This is a genomic window from uncultured Kushneria sp. (genome assembly GCF_947497025.1).
Classification (GTDB): domain Bacteria; phylum Pseudomonadota; class Gammaproteobacteria; order Pseudomonadales; family Halomonadaceae; genus Kushneria.
On the sequence record NZ_CANMFC010000003.1, the window covers coordinates 42,808 to 62,052 of the forward strand.

Genomic DNA, 19,245 nt, shown 5'->3' on the forward strand with positions numbered 1-19,245 from the left:
CAGGCGATGGCCGTTTAGTCTGGCAAAAAATGACGGGACATCATGTGACAGAAGCGGCTTTTTAAGCTCGTCTAAAGCACCGCAAGCGCACGATCAGGCATGAACCCGAATGATCTGATCTGGCATGATCGCTGGTCGCAGTGCCAGACCGGGCCTTCCGGCCGCGGCATGGCGGGTATACAGAACTGTCGAAGTGTTCGTTTGTTTGCCATGATATGACCCCTGAACCCACTACGCCCATCGCAATGAAAGGACCCCTGGCCATGCAGAAAAAAGGTATTGGCGATTTCTTTTTTACCATCGTTCTCTGGATTTTGATCGGTGGTCTGGCTCAGTGGCTGATGCAGCACCAGCTCAATGGCGGGGAGGGCAATGCAGCGATGACCGGCATTTCCACCGGCAGCAGCACGGCTGAAGGCGTCGGTTTTTCCTCCTACTGGAGCGCACTGGGACTGGTCTCACTGTTTTTTGCCGTAATTGCCTTTATGGCGCGTGATCTGATGCGTGACAACCCGGTGACGCGATCTTTGAAAGTGATCGGCACACGGCTTTTGAGCACCACCTTTGATATCGGTCTTTTTGCACTGGGTGGGACGCTCTTTTTGATGTTGAGCCCGAGCGCGGTCAATACGGTGCCGCAGTGGCAGGCACTTTTCATTGGTATCAGCCTGCCGTTTTTCATCGTTATTCTGGTGGTGCTGGGGGTGATCTGGTGTCTGCTGCGATTCTCTCGCCTGTCGCTGGTCAGTATTCCGGCACTCGAGTTCAAGCCGCTGATCCGGGTGGCGCTGTACGTGGGCCTTATGGCCATTCTGGTGCTGGCCGCCTGGCTTGCCCTGTAAGCTCTGCCAAACGAAACATGCAAAGGGCCTCTACGGGGCCCTTTTTTTATGGTTTTCAGCACCTTTCATGGCTCGATGACTTTATGGTGATCGCAAGCATTTAAAATCATCAGGGATATGCAAGAAAACTCTGATAAGCGTTTCAGAAAAAATTAAGGCTACCGATATACGTGATGGGAAAACCAGGAGTTATCTCTCATGTCGATTAGCGGTATCAATAGCCTTAATGCCTTTACGCGTGTCGTCACCTCCGACACGACCAGCAGTTCGTCAACGGCCACAGAAGACGCCGGGGTGTCAGAAACGGGTGCCTCGGCTGCCCCAGCGGGCCAGCCAGCCTCTCGCGGTGCTCCACCTCCGGGGGGTGCCGTCGCTGCCAGCAGTGAAAGCGACGACAGCAGTACTGATGCGATAACACAGCTCAAAAAACAGTTAAAAGAGCTGCAGCAGCAGATTCAGGAGAAAACCCAGCAGATGCAGCAGTTACAGGCTCGCACCGATGAGGCCAGCAAGGCGTCAGCCGCTGCGCTCAAGGGTGAGGTCGCCTCACTCAATGCGCAGATGGCAGATATCACTTCGCAGCTGGCACAGGCGCTACAGGAGAGCGGCAGCAGCACCAGCGGGTCGATGGTCGATACTGTCGCCTGAGGGTATCTTCCTCCTGCTCGATAGTGTCGAGCAGGAGGAGGTCCGAAAAGGACAATATTCAAATCAGGGTAATATCACTTTGCCCGTTGCCACGTGGTGACACCCGAATTTGAACCGGTATGCGCTCGTGCATGTCCTGAACGTGCGAGATAACGCCCACCCGACGGCCCAGTGATTGCAGCGCGTCGAGGGCATCCATGGCCTGTGACAGTGACTGGGGGTCGAGGCTGCCAAAGCCTTCATCGATGAACAGGGTTTCGATCTGCAGCTCGGATGACGCCATCGAAGCCAGTGCCAGCGCCAGCGCCAGCGAGACCAGAAAGGTTTCCCCACCGGACAGCGAGTGCACCGAGCGTCGCTCATCGCCCATATCGGTATCGATGACCAGAAGCCCCAGCTCGCTGCCGCCACGCGCCAGCCGATAGCGCCGCGCGAGGCTTTGGAGATGGATGTTGGCATGTTCGATCAGCCGCTCCAGATTCCAGCCCTGGGCAATGCGGCGAAACTTCTTGCCGTCGGCGGCACCGATCAGTCCTGAAATGCGGCCCCAGCGCGTCACTTCACGTCGATGCTGCTCCAGAGCCTGTTCGATTTCGCGGGCCTGGGCGCGACAGTGGTCATCATGGCGCAGGGCATGGTCGGCGTCATCGCGCAAGCACTGGGCCAGGGGGAGATGTGTTTCAAGATCCGACTGATGCCGGGCAAGCTCGGCAAGTCGCTCATCACGCCAGGCCTTCAGGGTGCGCGACGCGTCCTGTTCGGGAATGGCGGCCTGCGCCGATATGGCATGTTCACTGTAGTGCTGACGATGACGCACCAGCACCTCCAGGCGCTCCTGCTCCAACAGGTGGGCATCGTTGAGGCGTTGATCCACGGTTGCCATGTCACGGGCCAACTGCTGATGCTGCTCGCTCGTCACGGCCAGAAGCGCTGCCAGAGTGGGATCACTGAGGTCAGGGTGTGCCGCGCGCCACTGTGCCATCTCCTCCGAGAGAGTCTGGCGGGCAAGCGTCTGGTCATCATGCTGCTGTTGCAGCTGCACAACCTCCTGATGGAGCTTCTGGCACTGCGCATCACAGGCCTCCCGCTGCTTTTGGGTGGCGGCCAGCTGTTGCTCACGGGTCTCAAGCTCGTGGTCGAGCGCCTCACGCCAGCGATGGACGTCCGGGTAATGGCCGAGTTGTGTTTCCAGTGTTTTGGCCAGCGTCTCGCGCTCGCGGATCAGCGGGGCGCGGGTGGCGTCCAGTGTCTGAATCTGCTCGCGGGTATGCGTGACGCCGGCCTCGAGACGTACAGCTTCGACTTCAAGGTCATGCAGCTGCTCCTGAAGCGGCGCTCTGGTCCGATGGTCCCGGTCAAAGTGCGCCAGATGCTCGGAGGCCTGGTCATGGGCGGTCGTGATGTGGGCCAGGCGACGCTCGAGCCATGCGTGACGATCATCCGGATCGACTGCCAGCATGGTCTCGCTCTCTGCACAGGCATCAAGGCGCTGGCGAGCCTCGTGTCGCTGTGCGTTGAGGGCGTCGAGCGCTTCATCCCGCTGCGTGATCTGGCTCTGGAGTTCGCTGTAGCGGCCTCTAAGCTCGGCGCAGTGCTGATCAAGACGGTCGCGTGCCTGGCGGGCGTCATCGAGCTGGCGCTGCTCTTCGCGCTCGGTCGCCACCAGCATGTCATGGGCCGGCTGAGGCGGAGGATGACGTGCGTAAGGGTGGTCATGGCTGCCGCACACCGGGCACGCCGTGTTGGTCTCAAGTCCTTCACGCATGGCAAAAACGCTGTCGCTGCGGGCGGCGCGCAGGCTCGCGATGCTTTTCTCGAGCTGTTCGAGCGTGGTGCTTTGCTGGTCAAGGTCCGCGCGGGTTCGAGTGCCTTCCTCTTTCAGCATTTTCAGGGTCTGGCGATCAGTAGTCTGATGCGTCTCCAGGGCCTGAAAACGTTGGTCCAGCTGATGCCAGTGGTCGTGGGCATGTTTCAAATCGCGCAGCGCCTGACGCTTTTGCCGGTACTGATCCAGCTGGTTCTGAGTGGCTTCGCGCCACTGCGTAAAGGAGGGTGCGTCTTCGGTCAGTTGCTCGAGTCGTGCATCCAGTTCCTGCAGGGACGCTCGCTGCTGGTACTCCCTGTGTCGGCAGTGGGCAAGTGCTTTCTCCTGATCCGACAGGGTCTGTCGGTATTCCCCAAGCTGCTGCTCGGTATGCAGGACACGCTGATGCAGATCCCGATATCGCTGTTCATCCAGGGCGCACTGGGCCAGCAATGGCTGCTGCTGTCGGTGCTGCTGACGACTGGTCTCCAGATGGGCTCGATGTGTTTCCTGCTGGCTGGCCATGTCATCGCGCTGGCGGCTGGCGGTCGCAAGATGCTCGCGCGCTGTACAAAGGCGATCTTCAAGGGGCTTGATCGAGGCCGCCAGCGCCTCGTGCTGCACGAATAAATGGCGCGCGGGGGCCAGCGCCTCGAGCCGGGACAGCCATTGACGCTGCCCGGTCTGTGCCTGTTGCGCGCTCAGTGCGTCTTCATGAGCCTGACAGGCGCGATACCAGTGCGACTCAAGCCGTTCATCGGTGGCCAGCCATGCCTGCTCGCGCTCAAGCGCCTGCTGTTGTGTCTGAAGTTTCTGGAGCTGTGTCAGTGTCTCGGCGGCCTGCTGCTCAAGCGCTTCGCGCGCCTCGGGGTCGGCCGGCGTTTGATGCCCGAGCTGTGCCTCCAGCGCGGCGACCTCGCGCTCACTGTCGCGGGTGCGTTGAAAGGCGGCAATCGAGAGGCGCGAGTAGATGTCGGTGTCGGTCAGCTTCTCCAGCAGTTCGCTGCGCTGATTGTCATCGGCTTTCAAAAAGGTACTGAACTCGCTCTGCGCCAGCAGTACCGCCCGGGTGAACTGCTCGAAACTCAGGCCCAGGTGCTGCGGCAGAAGACGATCGAATTCCCGCTTTTGCGAGGTGATAATTCGCTCATCCGGCAGTGACATCAGACTCTGCTCGACCCCCTGAAGCTTGCCATCCGCCTTGTGGCGGGCGCGCCGTACTCGCCAGCAGGCGCGGTAATGCGCACCATCCCGGCCGCGAAAATCGACCTCGGCGTAGCCGCTGCTTTCACCTCTGCGCAGCAGGGTCCGCGGGTCCGCGGTGGTCAGGGTTTCCTCCCCGACATCGGGGGAGACGGAGTCCCGGCCGGGGGCGCCACGCAGGCGAGGTGTGCTGCCATAAAGCGCCAGGCACAGGGCATCCAGCAGCGTACTCTTGCCGGCGCCGGTAGGGCCTGTAATGGCAAACAGCCCTGCGCTGTCGAGCGGGCTGGCGGTGAAGTCGATGGTGTGCGGGCCGCTCAGCGAGGCGATGTTATGAAGGCGAAGGGCCAGAATTCTCATGGGGTGTCCTCGGACGACTCATCGTCATGCAGCGTCTGCAGCAGGGCCTGAACATCCTGCATGACCTCATCGGGTGGGGCATCGCCAAACTCTCTGGCCCAGGTGCGGGCGAACAGCTCCGCCGGGCCCAGTGTGTCCAGTGACTCGCCCCTCTGCTCCGGCGCTGGAGGCTGCGCCATTCGGGTCGTGATGCTGACCAGACGCACGGCCTTGCCCTTGAGGGCCTTCTCGATGAGAGGACGCAGATCTACCCGGGGCGCCTTCAGGATCACGCGCACATCAAGCCAGGGCCACTTCTCGCGCGGCAGATCGGTCTGCGTGTCGTCCAAAAAATCGGTGCCTGCCAGCGCGTCGAGCACCTCATCAAGCGATGAAGGCCCGACCCGGTGCATGGCAACGCTGCGAGGGATGGGCAGTGATGTCACCTCGTTAACGTGTTCGCCCTCAAGGGTCACTTCAAGCACCTGATGCGGATAGTGGGTCTCGGAGAAATCCATTGCCAGTGGCGAGCCGCTATAGCGGATATGGTCACTGCCCACCCGCTGGGGCTTGTGCAGATGCCCCAGGGCGACATAGGCCACCTCGGCCGGGAAAAGCGACGCCGATAGCGACTCTTCGCCCCCAATCACGATGGGACGCTCGCTGTGCTCGGACACGCTGGCACCATGGAGATGGGCATGGCTCATGGCGATCAGAGCCTGTCCCGGGGCGCGCTTTTGAATGCCGGCTTCAAACAGCGCTTCATGAACGCGCACCATGCCGCGGACGTAGCGGTCACCGGCCGTTCGGGGCGCTGTCTCTGAGGCTTGCGATGTGTCGGACAAGGCCACCTCGTCGGGGGCCCCGGTCACTTCGGCCGGGCGCAGAAAGGGCAGGGCCAGACACCAGGCACGTATCACGCCGTGTCTGTCCGGCAGGGGAACAATCAGGCGATCCACATCGGGCTCGCCGCTGTCATGCCAGAGGATGCGTCCCAGCGCATGGGTGTTCAAACGGCGCAGAAGCGGGGCGGGCAGTTCGACGCGCGTGCCGCTGTCGTGGTTGCCGGCAATCATGACAATGGTCAGTTGCGGCAGACGCTCATGCGCCTTGATCAGAAAATCATACAGTAGTGCCTGGGCTGCCATGGAGGGATTGATGACATCAAAGATATCGCCGGCGATCAGCAGAGCGTCAGGCTGTCGCTCGCTGAGGGTCTCCAGCAACCAGTCAAGAAAGTCATGATGCTCGTTATGGCGTGACTGGCCGTGAAAACACTGGCCGAGATGCCAGTCAGCGGTATGGATCAGTTTCATCAGGCGCTACTATTATCATGAGAGAAAGGACCAAGGATATCGGGATCATGCAAGGGTGATCGAGCAATTTGAAAAATGATGAGGGGTTCCGGGTTGTAATGGCAGGGTCAGCCTTCGTGCCTTTTTGAAAGCGGCATCCCGTTTTGATGTGTCTCAAGGTCGACGTAATAGGAACGCCTGTTTAATACGAGTATATTTTTGGCCCATCACAGGGTCGGCAACCACAGGCATGCTCCTGCAGAAAGCCGAGGCAGCGAGGTGGAGCAGGCGATAAACAGTGACACGGCGTCACCATGTTTTACGCAGCCGCAAGGAACTGCCAGTGCATGCGATGGTCGATTCTGGTTAACCCTGGGCCATTCGAAAGCCTCATGATGGCCCGGCCCTGTATCAACTCAATACTGGATAGCGGCTCGGGCAGGGTCGTATCGTCTCAAAAGGAAAGTCTTGTCCATGGATCGAAGAACTCTACTCAAGGCATCTGCTGCGCTCTCTGCGCTGGGCATGTCGACCAAATCCCTGTTGGCTCGCGCCAGTAGCAATAACGCTCGTGGCCCGGGTGAGGGGGTCGAGGTAGCGCTGGATGACAAGGGCACCGATTTCGATTTTGACTGGCTCAAGTCACATGCGCGGGATATGGCAAAATCCGAGTATCAGGATACCACCGAGAAGCTGCCCGAGACGCTGACACTCGACAATCTTGACCCGCTTGAATATCAGGCCATCCAGTACGATCAGAACCATGCCCTGTGGTCCGATCGCGGCAATTCAGCGGTTCAGGCCCAGTTCTTTCACGTTGGCATGCAGTTCAACCAGCCGGTGCGCATGTACAGCGTGGTTGATGACAAGGCCTACGAGATTCATTTTCGCCCCGAGCTCTTTACCTACGAGGGGACGGGCATCGATGTTGACCAGCTCAAGGGTCATGATCTGGGTTTTGCCGGCTGGCGGGTATCACGCAATCCGGACTTTTCGGCACTGGCCAACGTGGTTTCCTTTCTGGGGGCCAGCTATTTCCGCGCCATCGACAAGAACAATCAGTTCGGTCTGTCGGCGCGCGGACTGGCCATCGATACTGCCATGCCGCCGGAAGAGGGACAGGAAGAGTTCCCGGTATTCACGCATTTCTGGTTTGACGAGCCACCGGCCAATCGTGCCCGCTTTACCGTCTATGCCCTGCTGGACTCTCCCAGCGCGACCGGGGCGTATAAATTTGATATCGACTGTCAGTCCGAACGCGTGGTCATGGGCGTAGAGGCCAATGTCTACCCGCGCAAGAGCATCGAGCGTCTGGGCATTTCTCCCATGACCAGCATGTTCCTCAATGGCACAAGTCAGCGGATGCGGCGCGATACCATCATTCCGCAGGTGCATGATTCCGACCGGCTCTCGATCTGGAGCGGGGATGGCGAGTGGATTTGCCGACCGCTTTATAATCCTGATGCCCTTCAGTACAACACCTTTGAAGATGAAAACCCGCGCGGGTTTGGACTGGTGCAGGATGACCATGACTTTGAGCACTACCGCGATGTGGTCAACTACTATCATGCCCGTCCGAGTCTCTGGTGTGAGCCGACCAGTGACTGGGGCAAGGGGTCGATCACGCTGATCGAGCTTCAGACCATGGGGGAAACGGTCGATAACATCGCCGCCTTCTGGCAGCCAGCAGAGCCGGTCGAGGCAGGGCAGACGCTGAGCTATAGCTACAATCTGTACTGGAGCCCGCATCCCCCCGTGAAGCCTTCCGTCGGCCAGGTCGACAAGACCTGGAGCGGGATCGGTGCGGTGCGTGATGGCTGGATTCCCGGTGAGCATTCACCCGAAACGTGGGCACGTCGATTTGCGGTCGATTTCCGTGGGGCGCCCATCAACGACATGCCACCCGATGCGCCGATGGAGGCGGTCGTGTCCGCTTCCAGCGGTGAGACGCAGGTTGTATCGGTCAAAAAACTGGGCGGCCCGCTGCAGATGTGGCGTGCGCAGTTTGACTGGTATCCCAAAAGCGAGCAGACCGACCCGGTCACGCTGCGAGTTTATCTGCGTCAGGGTGACCAGACGCTCAGCGAAACCTGGCTTTATCAGTTTGTGCCGCCGGCACCGGGTGAGCGCAACTGGGATCGCCACGGCTGAGCCCAAAGGCGTGAATCGTGTTGCAACGGACCCTGCGGGGTCCGTTTTATTGTGCATTATTTTTGAAGGGTAACGCCTGCCTGTTGCGAGGCGTACACTGAAAGGATTGACCGCTGACTGACAAGTGCCGGAATTTTCAATGACCGAGCTATTACCGCGTCCCTTTGTTTTTCTTCGCCACGGCGAAACCTTCTATAACCGTGCCTATCTCATTGCCGGCAGCCCGGATGTGCCCCTGACACCGCGCGGCGAGTCACAGGCGCGAGAGGTCGGCATCCTGCTGGATCAGAGGCCATGGTCACATGTGGCCGTCAGCACCATGTTTCGGGCCCGCAAAACGGCTCGATTGGCGCTGCCCGACAGTCAGCTGCACTTCTATGCCGGACTGCGAGAGCGCCACTGGGGGGCGCTTGAAAAAACACCCATTCAGGACCCCATGCCCTATTTCGACACGCCGGAAGGGGGCGAGGCCTGGGCAGACTTCCAGGGTCGGGTGGTGGATAGCCTCAATGAGCTGCTGACACGCTTTGAGTACCCACTGGTCGTGGCGCATTCCGGCATCTTTCGAGTGATCTGCAACGTGACCCAGGGGCATCCCTACGGCGCCCGTATTGGCAATGTCGCGCCTGTGTGGTGTCAGCCACCGAGCGCGGGTCAAGAAGTCTGGCAGCTCACGCCCTGGCAGGGCTAGTCTGACAGGATAGCCGTACCCATCCTTTGTAAAACTCTGTAATGAAGACCATCACACGGATCAGAAAGGGAGGTGTTTTCATGACGACAGTAGGCTATGGCGATGACCACGTTGAGGTGGGCGGCCGCTTCCCCGAGCCGGGTGACAAGGCGCCGCCGTTTTTTCTGACGGGCCGGGAGATGAACGACATCTCTCTTGAAGATTTTGCCGGGCAGCGCAAGGTGCTCTCGATCGTGCCCAGCATTGATACCGGCACCTGTGCCACCTCCACGCGCAAGTTCAACGAGCAGGCGTCAACGCTTGAGAATACGGTGGTCCTGGTGATTTCGGCGGATCTGCCCTTTGCGGCCGGTCGCTTTTGCGGCGCGGAAGGGCTGGATAACGTGCTGATGCTCTCAACGTTTCGTCATCATGCGGAATTTGCTCAGGCCTGGGGCGTGGATATTCAGAGTGGCCGTCCACGAGGGCTCTGCGCGCGCGCCGTGATCGTGCTGGACGAACACAATCAGGTGCTGCACAGCGAACTGGTTGATCAGATCAAGAATGAGCCTGATTATGAGGCGGCACTATCGGTCCTGTAGAAATACCTGTCCTTGAGGAAGTTGTCAGCGTGGCAGGACTGACTATCCTGTGAAAAGTGTCCAGCCGGATACAGGAACTTTCAAAGACTATCTGCACCAGGGAGGCATGTAATGGCCATTCAGAAGCAAGGTTCTGCCGAATGGAAGGGAAGCCTGAAGCGGGGAAAGGGCGTCGTCTCCACTGAAAGCGGCGCGCTCAAGGAAAATCCCTACGGTTTCAATACCCGCTTTGAAGGCCAGCCGGGCACCAACCCGGAAGAGCTGATCGGGGCGGCCCATGCCAGCTGTTATTCCATGGCACTGTCCATGATTCTGGGGCAATCGGATCTGGAGCCCGAAAGCATTCAGACAGAAGCGACGGTGACACTGGATCAGGACGATAGCGGCTTCTATATCAGCAAGGTAGCTTTAAAAACGGTTGCCCGCATCCCGGGTGCCGATCAGCAGGCCTTTGAAAAGGCCGCCAACGCGGCGAAGGAAGGTTGCCCGATTTCACGCCTGTTCAATGCCGACATCACGCTTGAGGCAACTCTTGAAGGCTGACATCTCGGCCGGGTAATTTTGTGGTGATCAAAAAAGGCCCCGCTTCTGGCGGGGCCTTTTTTTGATCCGGTCGACGCTTTTATGGCGTATCGGGATCCTTCAGCACGCCCGGGAAAATATCGTAAAAGGTATCGGAGGCAATGCCGATCAGGACAATATCGTTGCCGATTCGACGCCAGGCATACCCCTCATAACGTGGCAGGGCCTGTTTGACCGTGTCAGGTAGCCGCTCACTTTCGGCGTTCTCCGGTAACCGGTCACCCATTTCCAGCGGCGGGACAACCGCGTCAAAGGTCTGACGCTTGAAGTCTTCCCGATGGGCGGCAAGGGTTCTCAGAACCAGACGACGATCTACCTTCGGGCCGCTCTGGGATTCACGAGTGGCACTCGCGCCCGGCGAGACCTGATACCCCTGCTGAGTCTGGGGCGCTGCCTGTACGTGGCTTTGAAGCAGTACAAGCATCAGGCTCAGGGATACTTTCACAAACGCTGGACACATACGCATTCCAGTTTCCTTCCAGCAAAATATTGAAGCCGGATTACCCCGGGACAACGAACGTGTCGTCGGCATAATCCTCATGAGAGTTGTTAAGGGATGCTTTTTATTGTGGCATACACAAGGGGCCGCTTTCCTGGAAGCGGCCCCGCCGGACGAACGAGACGGTAACGAGGGTGCAACAGCCATTCAATGCACCAGCCAATCCTGTTCTGGCCGAATAATGCTTGGCGCCGGCGCGGCGCCATACTTTTCGTAGTATGCCTGTCGCTGCCGCCATTCTGCACGCTGAAGGCGATGTTTGAGTTGAACAAATCCTTCCTGACGATCATATTCGCTGTCATCGATCATCACGACGGAAGCCCGCTCCGGAGACGAGGCAAGTTCTGCATGGCTGCTTTGCGACGTATCGGCAGATGTCGAACCACGTTTGAAAAATTTCATGAGGCTCCCTCCCTTGAACTGTAACAGCAGTGTTTCTTTTTTCATCTGCACAGTATCGATATCGGCCTGATCCCTGGCTGTGCCGTTACGTTATGTGACAGTATAGATGGTTGAATCAGCAAAATTCACGCTTTTGCATCAACCCTTCTGACCGGACTCTCCATGAGCACTGATGCTCACCTGCCTGTCTGCTGGATTCTACTGTCATCACGGCCTTGAGCCGAGCCCGAAGTCTCAAGCCTCAAACGCCTTGACGACTCTACTCTGTCATTGTTTCTCCCAGGGTCTGCATGAAACGTTGACCTCTGGTGAGCTGCTCAAGCGAGATGAATTCATCGGCCCGATGGGCCTGCTCAATGCTGCCGGGGCCACAGATGACGGCCTGCAGGCCGGCCTGCTGGAACTGTCCGGCTTCAGTGGCATAAGCAACGGCCTGACCCTCTTCGCACACGCCAAGGCGCTTGAGCAGTGCCATGGGCTGATCGTTATCACGGTTTTCAAGGCCGGGCACGGTCCGGGTCAGCGTGGTGGTCTCGATGGCAAAGTCGGCATTGATGGCCTTGAGCGTCCTTTCAAGTTCGTCGCTGTATTCGCGAAAGCGAGCGTAGACAGCCTCGAACCCCTCCTCGGGCAAGTGGCGAATTTCCCAGTCAAACTCGCAGTGCTGCGCCATGATGTTGATGGCGTTGCCGCCGTGAATGGTGCCGACATGAAGGCTTGAGTGGGGCACATTAAAGGCGTCATTGAGATGCTCGTCTTCGGCAAGCTCGCTCATGATGTCCTCGATGCGGCTGACAAGACGTGCCGCCACATGAATGGCCGAGATGCCCTGGTTGACCTGACTGGAATGAGACGGGACGCCATGGACCACCGTTTTGAGCGTCGTGATGCCCTTTTGTAGAATGACCGGTGCCATCAGGGTGGGCTCGCCCACAATGACGGCGGAGGGGGAGGGGTGGTGCCTGACCAGATGCTCGATCATGCGGGGGGCACCCAGACAGCCAATCTCCTCGTCGTAGGAAAATGCCAGCCAGATGGGGCGTTTCAGGTCGCGCCGGGACCAGTCCGGCACGCCTGACAGTGCACAGGCCAGAAAGCCTTTCATGTCACAGCTGCCCCGGCCATAGAGGTGCCCGTCCCGCTCGATCAGGGTGAAGGGGTCGCTCTGCCAGTTCTGGCCCTCGACAGGGACAACATCGGTATGGCCGGACAATACGACGCCACCGGCGACATCAGGACCGATACGGGCCAGCAGGTTGAAGCGCTCGCCGTCATCGCTGGGAATACGCTCATGACTGACGCCATAAGCATCGAGATACTGTTCGACCCACTCGATCAGGGCCAGATTGGACTGTCGGGACAGCACGTTGAAGCCAACGAGCGTGGCCAGAATGTCCCGGGCAGTGGTGGGCAGTGAAGCAGGTGTGGTTGTCATGGCGTTCTCGGCATCTTGTACAAAAAAGGGGTACCTGCCGGACATCAGGGAGGCAGGTCATGACAGGAAGTGTAACGCAGCCCTGGCGACATGAAAGTTCACCTTGTGCGGGGAACTTCTGTCGACTTTTGTGCGTGATTTTTCTGATATGATCAAACCCGCTTCAGCCGGCCCTCATTTTGCGTGATCCGCGAATGCCGGTGTTCAGGTCGCGTGATCCGCGATCAGATTGACTCTGTATGTGCCACGTCAACTGCTTTTTCGATAGCGACCTTTCCCATGAACAATGCCAATTCAAACGGACCATCGACGTCCGTGACGCGTCCGTTGGGCGCCCGCGATATCAAGACATTGGGGCTTTCCGCACTGGGTGGTGCGCTTGAGTTCTACGATTTCGTGATCTTTGTTTTCTTTGCAAGCGTGGTCGGTCAGCTCTTCTTTCCGCCCGACATGCCTGAATGGCTGCGTCTGGTACAGACCTTCGGCATCTTCGCCGCCGGCTATATCGCTCGTCCCATTGGTGGCGTCATCATGGCGCACTTCGGTGACCGGCTGGGCCGCAAGAAGATGTTCATGCTTTCCATCATGCTCATGGCCCTGCCGACCCTGCTCATGGGCCTTTTGCCTACTTATGCCACGATCGGCTATCTGGCGCCGATTCTGCTGCTGGCCATGCGCATGCTGCAGGGCGCGGCCATCGGCGGCGAGGCGCCCGGCGCCTGGGTGTTCGTGACCGAGCATGTGCCGGCCCGCCACACGGCCTTTGCGACCAGCACCCTGTCGGCGGGGCTGGTCGCCGGCATTTTGCTGGGTTCGCTGATGGCCACCGGGCTGAACTACGTCATGAGCGAGGAAACCCTGTACAACTGGGGCTGGCGAGTGCCCTTTCTGGTCGGCGGCGTGCTGGGCTTCGTGACGCTTTATCTGCGTCGCTATCTGCATGAGACACCGGTGTTTACCGAGATGCAGGAGAACAAGACCCTCTCCGAGGAGCTGCCCATGCGTACCCTGCTGCGTGACTACCTGCCGGGTGTGGCCATCTCCATGATTGCCACCTGGCTTCTGACGGCAGCGGTGGTGGTCACGATTCTGATGACGCCAACGCTTCTGCAAAGCTTTGCCGGCATCGATCGCGGCCTGACGCTGCAGGCCAACTGCGTGGCAATCGTCTGTTTGATCATCGGTTGTCTGAGCGCCGGTGCGCTGGCGGACCGCATTGGCGATGGTATCGTGCTGGCGATCTCCTGCGCCGGACTCGGCATCACGTACTTCTATTTCTTCTGGCTGATGCACCACGACGTGAGCCTGCTGTTTCCGCTCTACGCGCTGGTGGGCTTTTTCGGCGGGCTGACCGGGATCGTGCCGGCCATTGCGGTCAAGTCGTTTCCGGCGGCCATTCGTTTTACGGGACTTTCGTTTTCCTACAACGTGGCCTATGCCATTGCCGGTGGCCTGACGCCGATGATCGTGACCACGTCGATTAAAACCCTGCCGATGTCGCCGGCCTGGTATGTCGCCGGTGTCATGAGCGTGGGCGTGGTCATGGGGATCATGCTGGCCAGACGTCATTATCACTACCGCGCCCAGCCGGCGCACTGAGACGGCCTTTCCTGTCAGACGCTTATCAGCCAGGCTCATGGGAGCCTGGCTTTTTTATGGCCGTTCAGGGGCATCTGCTCCGGGCCATGGTGTTATAAACAGGGTGTCATGGACCATTCTTTCAGGGAGAAACCGATGGAGATCAGCCTCAAGGGCAAAACGGCACTGGTGACCGGCGCCAACCGCGGGATTGGCGCACATATGGCCGAGGCGCTCGCCCGTGCCGGTGCCAACGTGGCCTTTCATACGCGCAAGCCTCGTGACGAGGTCAATGACACTGCCAAGCGTCTGGCCAGTGAGTGCGGCGTCAAAACCGGCGTGGTGGTCGCCGATCTGGGCGACCCGCAGGCCATCGATGACATGTTCGAGCAGTTTGATGGCCAGTTCGACCGGATCGATATCCTGATCAACAACGCCGGCTTTGAAAACGCCCACGCGCTGGAAGACATGCCGCGCGAGGACTGGCAGGCCCTGATGAACGTCAATCTCAATGCGCCGTTCTATTGCTCGCAGCACGCGGCACGACGCATGAAAACGGCCGGGCAGGGCGGTGTCATCATCAATGTCCAGTCCATTCATGATGAAGTGGTCAGAAAGGGCGTGGCGCACTACAGCGTGGCCAAGGCCGGTCTCAAGACCCTGACACGTGCTGCCGCCGTGGAGTGGGGCGAGTACGGTGTTCGCGTGGTCGGACTGTCGCCGGGTGCCATCAGCACCGATATCAACCAGGAAGACAACGAGCGGCTTGGCATCGACAACATGAACCGCTGGATACCGCTGGGCTTTATTGGCGAGACAAGGGATGTGGCCGGCGTCACGGTCTTTCTGTGCTCGGAGCAGGCGCGTTATATCACCGGCACCACGCTTTATGTCGATGGCGCCTTCATGCACAACGTCATGCGCTACGACATGCGCCCGGACCATGACCTGGGCGTCTAGCCCGGGGTCGATCCTTGACACGCGAAGCGCACGACATTCTCGCGCCATGACGTGAAGGCTTCGCAGCTCCCGGCGGTACAGGTAGGATAGTCAGCCCCCTCCGACTGCTGTGCCACCGGGAGCGTGATGTTTACCGTCCTTCATGCCAACCATCTCGAAGATCTGCGCGATCTGGCCACAGCGCTGTCCGAGCGCGATCCGTTGGCGCCCCTTGAAAATGAAACCTTTCTGGTGCAGTCCAACGGCATGGCGCAGTGGCTGCAGCTGTGCCTGGCTCAGCACCATGGTGTGGCGGCCTCGCTGGATTTTCCCCTGCCTTCGAGCTTTGTCTGGCGGGCCTATCGTGCCGTGCTGGGCGATGACATTCCCAAACGCTCGCCCTTTGACAAGGGGCCGATGACCTGGCGGCTCATGCGTCTGTTGCCGCGACTGCTGCGCCAAAGCGAGTTTGCGCCGCTGGCCCATTATCTCGATGACGAAATGTCCGGCCCGGAGCAGCCCGATGGTGTGGCGCCCTGTGGCGAGCGCAAGAGCTATCAGCTGGCTTCCCGGCTGGCGGATCTCTTTGACCAGTATCTGGTCTATCGGCCCGACTGGATGGCGGCCTGGGCACGGGGAGAAACGGCGCCTGCCGATATCGCGCCGGTGGATCACTGGCAGCCGGTGCTCTGGCGCGCGTTATTGGAAGACGCCTCCGGTCAGGCGCAGCGTCACCATCGTGCAGCGCTGCATGATCGTTTTCTGACCGAGGCCCGCGCTCTTGAATCGGTGCCGAAAGGGCTGCCGCGGCGGCTGTTTGTCTTTGGTATTTCGGCGCTGCCGTTTCAGCTGCTTGAAGCCCTGCATGCCCTGTCCGGCGTGATGGATGTGGTGTTGATGGTGGCCAACCCGTGTCGCTTTTACTGGGGGGATATCGTGGCGGACCGTGAGGCGCTGCGGGCCCGCCTCAAGCGCGACAGTCATCGTCAGCGTCATCAAAAGGCGCCCACGCTTGAAGGGCTGGACGTTGAGACGCTGCATCTCAGTGCCAACCCGCTGCTGGCCGGCTGGGGCGCGCAGGGGCGCGATTTCATCGAAGCACTCTATGACTTCGAGGCCGACAACGCCTTTGACATGGAGCACGACATCTTTCGTGACCCGCAGCCGGAAGCGGGCGCCAGCCTGTTGCATCAGCTTCAACAGGAGGTGCTGGATCTGGTGCACCCGGCAAGGCGGGCCGAAGAGGAGGGCGGCAAGCGCCACATCAAGGCGGATGATCGCTCACTGGCCTTTACCCGGGCCCATTCACCGCTGCGCGAGGTAGAGATCCTGCATGACCAGATGCTGGATGCCTTTGACCGCGATCCGAGTCTGCGCCCGCGGGACATGGTCGTACTGGTGCCTGATATTGAACGCTACGCCCCACTGATCGATGCCGTGTTCGGGCAAATTCCCCGCGACGATGCCCGCTACATTCCCTATACGGTATCCGATCGCATTGCTTCGGGGGCGAGCCCCTTGATGAGTGCGGCGCTGTCGCTGCTGGAGCTGCCCGAGCGGCGTCTGGGCGTTAGCGAGGTGCTTGACTGGCTGGAAGTGCCGGCCTTTCGTCGGCGCTTTGGCATCGAGGAGGAGGAGCTCGAAAAGCTGTCGCACTGGCTGGCCGGCAGCGGCGTTCGCTGGGGGCTTGATGGCGAGCATCGCGACACGCTGGACCTGCCCGGGCTTGCCGAAAACACCTGGCAGTTCGGGCTGGATCGGATGCTACTGGGGTTTGCCATCGGTGAGGGCAGCTTTGATGGTATTCAGGCCTACGACGAAATTGGCGGGCTGGAGGCGGATCTGGCCGGCCGTCTGGCCGAGCTGATGACCCGCCTGCGGCACTGGTATCAGTATCTGAATACCCCGGCCGTGGTCGATGATTGGGTCGCGCGCCTGGAGGCGATGCTGAGTGCGCTGTTTGCCCCCGTCGAGCAGAGTGATTTCGATATTCTTGAGCGCCTTTCCAAAGCGGCCCGCACCCTGGCCGAGGAAGGCGAGTGTGCCGACTTTGGCGAGAGGCTGCCGCTGTCGGTATTTCGCGAGGCACTGACCGATCGGCTGGATGAGGGGGGGCTGGCCCAGCGCTTTCTGGCCGGGCGGGTCAACTTCGCAACGCTGATGCCCATGCGCGCCATTCCGTTTCGCCATACCTGGCTTTTGGGCATGAACGACGGCGACTACCCGCGGGTACGACTGCCGCAGGACTTTGACCTGATGGCCACGCGCCATCGCAGTGGTGACCGCTCGCGCCGCGATGATGACCGCTATCTGATGCTCGAGGCGATGCTGGCCAGTCGCGAGGCGCTGATAATCTCCTGGGTCGGGCGGGACCAGCGCGACAACAGCGAACGCGCGCCTTCGATTCTGATCAGCGAACTGCTTGATACCCTGTCGATGGGCTGGCAGGCAGGAGACGATGACACCGAGGCCGCGCTATTCGAGCGCCTGATCACCACCCATCCGTTACAACCCTTTGCACGAGCCTATTTTACGCGGGGGCAGGCATCAGGCCCTTCCGAGCGACTCTTTACCTTCGAGCGCAGCTGGGAAAGCGTCCATCATCCTTCGTCTCCGTCTGACGTCGAGCCGCTGGGAGCAGCCTCTCCGCCGCAGGAGGCTGCCAGCCTCGATGATCTGGAGCGACTGTTGAGACGCCCATGGTCGATCTGTACGGCCGGGCGTCTGGGGATTCATTTTCATCCTGTCGCCGTGCAGGAAGAGGACGCCGAGCCCTTTGCCATGGACGGGCTTGAGCGTTTTGCCTTTAAAAGACATCTTTTGGAAGGCGCCTGTCGCGAGCGCGACTTAAGCGAGATGGCAGACGAGGCGCGCCGCAAGGGCATGCTGCCGGCGCTGGGGTTTGGTGAGCGACTGGCAGAAGATCTGATCAAGCCTTTGAGACAGCAGCTCGGTCAGTGGCAGGAGCTGACGGACGGCCTGACACCGGTCGAGGCCATGCGGGTCGAAATCGTCAAGGAGGGCGGCATGGTCGTGCTGTCGGATCGCATCGATGGGCTATGGCGTGGTGAGGACGGTGTGCTTTATCGCTGTGTGCTGGCCCCGGCCCACTTTGGGCACCTGCGCCGCGATCGCAGCGGGCGGCTGACGCAGTACGGCAAGCCGCATCGACTGATTCGCGCCTGGCTTGAGCAACTGGCGCTCGCCGCCATGGACGAGCATGTGATGGTCACGGTGTTGTTCGAGGATCGTGAACTCACGCTGCCGGCAATCTCGGCCGATGAGGCGCGTGCCACGCTCTCGTCACTGTGTCAGCAGTGGCGAGAAGCCGCTGATGCACCGCTGCCCACGGCACTGGAGCCAGCCATGGAGTACTTTGCCGGCTGGCCCCGACAGGTGGACGACACGCAGGAGAGCGATTATCGAGAGGCGGGCCTTTCCCGGGCACGGGCCTGCTATGAAGAGGCTCGCTTCAACGGGCCGGCGCCGCTGCGCGAGCGGGAACCCATGATGGGCGAGCTGTGGCCTACCCTTGAGGCGCTTTGCAGTGCCGGGTTCGAGCCTGCTACCCGGACGCTGTATGCACCGTTTATGGCGATGATGACAACGCTGGTGGAGGGTGGTACCAGCGCTGCCAGCGAGCCGGCGGCTTAAAGCCCCAGCTGGTTGAGCCCGGGATGATCCTGCGGGCGCGGTCCGGGGGCGGGCCAGCGGAAACGGCGCTCGCCGTCCTCGATGGGCATCTCGTTGATGCTGGCTTCGCGGCGTACCATCAGCCCGTGTTCATTGAATTCCCACATCTCGTTGCCGTAGGCGCGATACCACTGATCCGAGCGGTCGCGCCACTCGTACTGAAAGCGCACGCCGATGGTGTTGTCCGTCCAGGCCCAGAGCTCCTTGCACAGGCGATAGTCGTTTTCGCGCTGCCACTTGCGGCGCAAGAATTCGATGATGGCCTCACGGCCCTGAAAGAATTCGGTGCGGTTACGCCAGCGTGAATCCTCGCTGTAGGCGCCAGCGACTTTTTCGGGCTGGCGGGTATTCCAGGCATCTTCGGCGGCCCGAACCTTCTGGCGGGCGCTGTCCATGTCAAAGGGGGGAAGCGGCGGACGGCTTTCCATGCAGGCACTCCATCACATGAAAGGGAAAAGGCCTCTCAGGCTAGCATGTTCATCAAGGCATCGTCTGACGCGGCGGGGTGATCATGAGGCTGCTATCCTTGTGGACATTATTCCCCTTTTCTCCTCTCGGAGTCT

The 19,245-nt window shown here is 60.1% G+C and carries 15 protein-coding genes; 9 read left to right on the forward strand and 6 right to left on the reverse strand.

Features of this window, described 5'->3' with window-relative positions:
- Window positions 1–263 precede the first annotated feature (263 nt).
- Both Q0931_RS05985 and Q0931_RS05990 read left to right on the forward strand, forming a co-directional pair.
- Window positions 264–842, forward strand: a complete 579-nt coding sequence (locus Q0931_RS05985) for a hypothetical protein (RefSeq protein ID WP_299258274.1) — start codon at window positions 264–266, stop codon at window positions 840–842.
- A 198-nt stretch (window positions 843–1,040) separates the two neighbouring features.
- The gene (locus Q0931_RS05990) at window positions 1,041–1,490 is read left to right on the forward strand and encodes a FlxA-like family protein (RefSeq protein WP_299258275.1); all 450 of its coding nucleotides are present in this window, start codon (window positions 1,041–1,043) and stop codon (window positions 1,488–1,490) included.
- Between the two features lie 58 nt (window positions 1,491–1,548).
- Here the strand turns inward: Q0931_RS05990 and Q0931_RS05995 are convergent, their stop codons facing one another.
- Together Q0931_RS05995 and Q0931_RS06000 are read right to left on the reverse strand one after the other, a co-directional pair.
- Window positions 1,549–4,857 carry an AAA family ATPase gene (locus tag Q0931_RS05995; protein ID WP_299258276.1) on the reverse strand — a complete coding sequence of 1,103 codons (3,309 nt, stop codon included), beginning with the start codon at window positions 4,855–4,857 and terminating at the stop codon, window positions 1,549–1,551.
- Complete coding sequence (locus Q0931_RS06000) at window positions 4,854–6,152, reverse strand: exonuclease SbcCD subunit D C-terminal domain-containing protein (protein ID WP_299258277.1); 1,299 nt, start codon at window positions 6,150–6,152, stop codon at window positions 4,854–4,856. Before Q0931_RS06000 ends, Q0931_RS05995 begins: the two co-directional genes overlap by 4 nt.
- A 453-nt stretch (window positions 6,153–6,605) precedes the next feature.
- Between Q0931_RS06000 and Q0931_RS06005 the strand changes: the two genes are divergently transcribed.
- The 4 genes from Q0931_RS06005 to Q0931_RS06020 all read left to right on the forward strand — a co-directional run bounded on the left by Q0931_RS06005 (window position 6,606) and on the right by Q0931_RS06020 (window position 10,097).
- Window positions 6,606–8,282: a glucan biosynthesis protein gene (locus tag Q0931_RS06005; protein ID WP_299258278.1), complete on the forward strand. Its 1,677-nt coding sequence runs from the start codon at window positions 6,606–6,608 to the stop codon at window positions 8,280–8,282.
- Between the two features lie 139 nt (window positions 8,283–8,421).
- Window positions 8,422–8,973 (forward strand): histidine phosphatase family protein, encoded by a 552-nt coding sequence (locus Q0931_RS06010; protein ID WP_299258279.1) that lies wholly within the window; start codon window positions 8,422–8,424, stop codon window positions 8,971–8,973.
- 80 nt (window positions 8,974–9,053) lie between these two features.
- On the forward strand, window positions 9,054–9,554 hold the full coding sequence (gene tpx, locus Q0931_RS06015) for a thiol peroxidase (protein WP_299258280.1): 501 nt from the start codon (window positions 9,054–9,056) through the stop codon (window positions 9,552–9,554).
- A 111-nt stretch (window positions 9,555–9,665) separates the two neighbouring features.
- Complete coding sequence (locus Q0931_RS06020) at window positions 9,666–10,097, forward strand: OsmC family protein (protein WP_299258281.1); 432 nt, start codon at window positions 9,666–9,668, stop codon at window positions 10,095–10,097.
- Window positions 10,098–10,176: 79 nt separating this feature from the next.
- Here the strand turns inward: Q0931_RS06020 and Q0931_RS06025 are convergent, their stop codons facing one another.
- The 3 genes from Q0931_RS06025 to argE form a co-directional block, all read right to left on the reverse strand.
- Entirely contained in the window at window positions 10,177–10,602 is a 426-nt protein-coding gene (locus tag Q0931_RS06025; protein WP_299258282.1) for an RcnB family protein, read from the reverse strand.
- Window positions 10,603–10,782: 180 nt separating this feature from the next.
- Window positions 10,783–11,037, reverse strand: coding sequence for a hypothetical protein (locus Q0931_RS06030; protein ID WP_299258284.1), 255 nt, complete (start codon window positions 11,035–11,037; stop codon window positions 10,783–10,785).
- A gap of 259 nt (window positions 11,038–11,296) precedes the next feature.
- Window positions 11,297–12,472, reverse strand: a complete 1,176-nt coding sequence (gene argE, locus Q0931_RS06035) for an acetylornithine deacetylase (RefSeq protein WP_299258286.1) — start codon at window positions 12,470–12,472, stop codon at window positions 11,297–11,299.
- A 279-nt stretch (window positions 12,473–12,751) separates the two neighbouring features.
- On the opposite strand from argE, the gene Q0931_RS06040 reads away from it, so the two are divergent.
- From Q0931_RS06040 to recC, 3 genes are all read left to right on the forward strand, one after another.
- Complete coding sequence (locus Q0931_RS06040) at window positions 12,752–14,071, forward strand: MFS transporter (protein WP_299258288.1); 1,320 nt, start codon at window positions 12,752–12,754, stop codon at window positions 14,069–14,071.
- Window positions 14,072–14,206: 135 nt separating this feature from the next.
- Window positions 14,207–15,010, forward strand: a complete 804-nt coding sequence (locus Q0931_RS06045; RefSeq protein WP_299258290.1) for an SDR family oxidoreductase — start codon at window positions 14,207–14,209, stop codon at window positions 15,008–15,010.
- Between the two features lie 126 nt (window positions 15,011–15,136).
- Window positions 15,137–18,643: an exodeoxyribonuclease V subunit gamma gene (recC, locus tag Q0931_RS06050; RefSeq protein ID WP_299258292.1), complete on the forward strand. Its 3,507-nt coding sequence runs from the start codon at window positions 15,137–15,139 to the stop codon at window positions 18,641–18,643.
- Here the strand turns inward: recC and Q0931_RS06055 are convergent.
- On the reverse strand, window positions 18,640–19,110 hold the full coding sequence (locus tag Q0931_RS06055; protein WP_299258294.1) for a nuclear transport factor 2 family protein: 471 nt from the start codon (window positions 19,108–19,110) through the stop codon (window positions 18,640–18,642). The genes recC and Q0931_RS06055 overlap by 4 nt on opposite strands.
- Window positions 19,111–19,245: the final 135 nt, after the last annotated feature.

Excerpts from the sequence above, each read along its gene's own strand:
- Q0931_RS05985 (WP_299258274.1), top strand. The coding sequence starts at position 264 with ATGCAGAAAAAAGGTATTGGCGATTTCTTTTTTACCATCGTTCTCTGG.
- Q0931_RS06005 (WP_299258278.1), top strand. The coding sequence starts at position 6,606 with ATGGATCGAAGAACTCTACTCAAGGCATCTGCTGCGCTCTCTGCGCTG.
- argE (WP_299258286.1), bottom strand. The coding sequence starts at position 12,472 with ATGACAACCACACCTGCTTCACTGCCCACCACTGCCCGGGACATTCTG.
- Q0931_RS05995 (WP_299258276.1), bottom strand. The coding sequence starts at position 4,857 with ATGAGAATTCTGGCCCTTCGCCTTCATAACATCGCCTCGCTGAGCGGC.
- Q0931_RS06020 (WP_299258281.1), top strand. The coding sequence starts at position 9,666 with ATGGCCATTCAGAAGCAAGGTTCTGCCGAATGGAAGGGAAGCCTGAAG.
- recC (WP_299258292.1), top strand. The coding sequence starts at position 15,137 with ATGTTTACCGTCCTTCATGCCAACCATCTCGAAGATCTGCGCGATCTG.
- Q0931_RS05990 (WP_299258275.1), top strand. The coding sequence starts at position 1,041 with ATGTCGATTAGCGGTATCAATAGCCTTAATGCCTTTACGCGTGTCGTC.
- Q0931_RS06030 (WP_299258284.1), bottom strand. The coding sequence starts at position 11,037 with ATGAAATTTTTCAAACGTGGTTCGACATCTGCCGATACGTCGCAAAGC.
- Q0931_RS06045 (WP_299258290.1), top strand. The coding sequence starts at position 14,207 with ATGGAGATCAGCCTCAAGGGCAAAACGGCACTGGTGACCGGCGCCAAC.
- tpx (WP_299258280.1), top strand. The coding sequence starts at position 9,054 with ATGACGACAGTAGGCTATGGCGATGACCACGTTGAGGTGGGCGGCCGC.
- Q0931_RS06055 (WP_299258294.1), bottom strand. The coding sequence starts at position 19,110 with ATGGAAAGCCGTCCGCCGCTTCCCCCCTTTGACATGGACAGCGCCCGC.
- Q0931_RS06040 (WP_299258288.1), top strand. The coding sequence starts at position 12,752 with ATGAACAATGCCAATTCAAACGGACCATCGACGTCCGTGACGCGTCCG.
- Q0931_RS06000 (WP_299258277.1), bottom strand. The coding sequence starts at position 6,152 with ATGAAACTGATCCATACCGCTGACTGGCATCTCGGCCAGTGTTTTCAC.
- Q0931_RS06025 (WP_299258282.1), bottom strand. The coding sequence starts at position 10,602 with ATGCGTATGTGTCCAGCGTTTGTGAAAGTATCCCTGAGCCTGATGCTT.
- Q0931_RS06010 (WP_299258279.1), top strand. The coding sequence starts at position 8,422 with ATGACCGAGCTATTACCGCGTCCCTTTGTTTTTCTTCGCCACGGCGAA.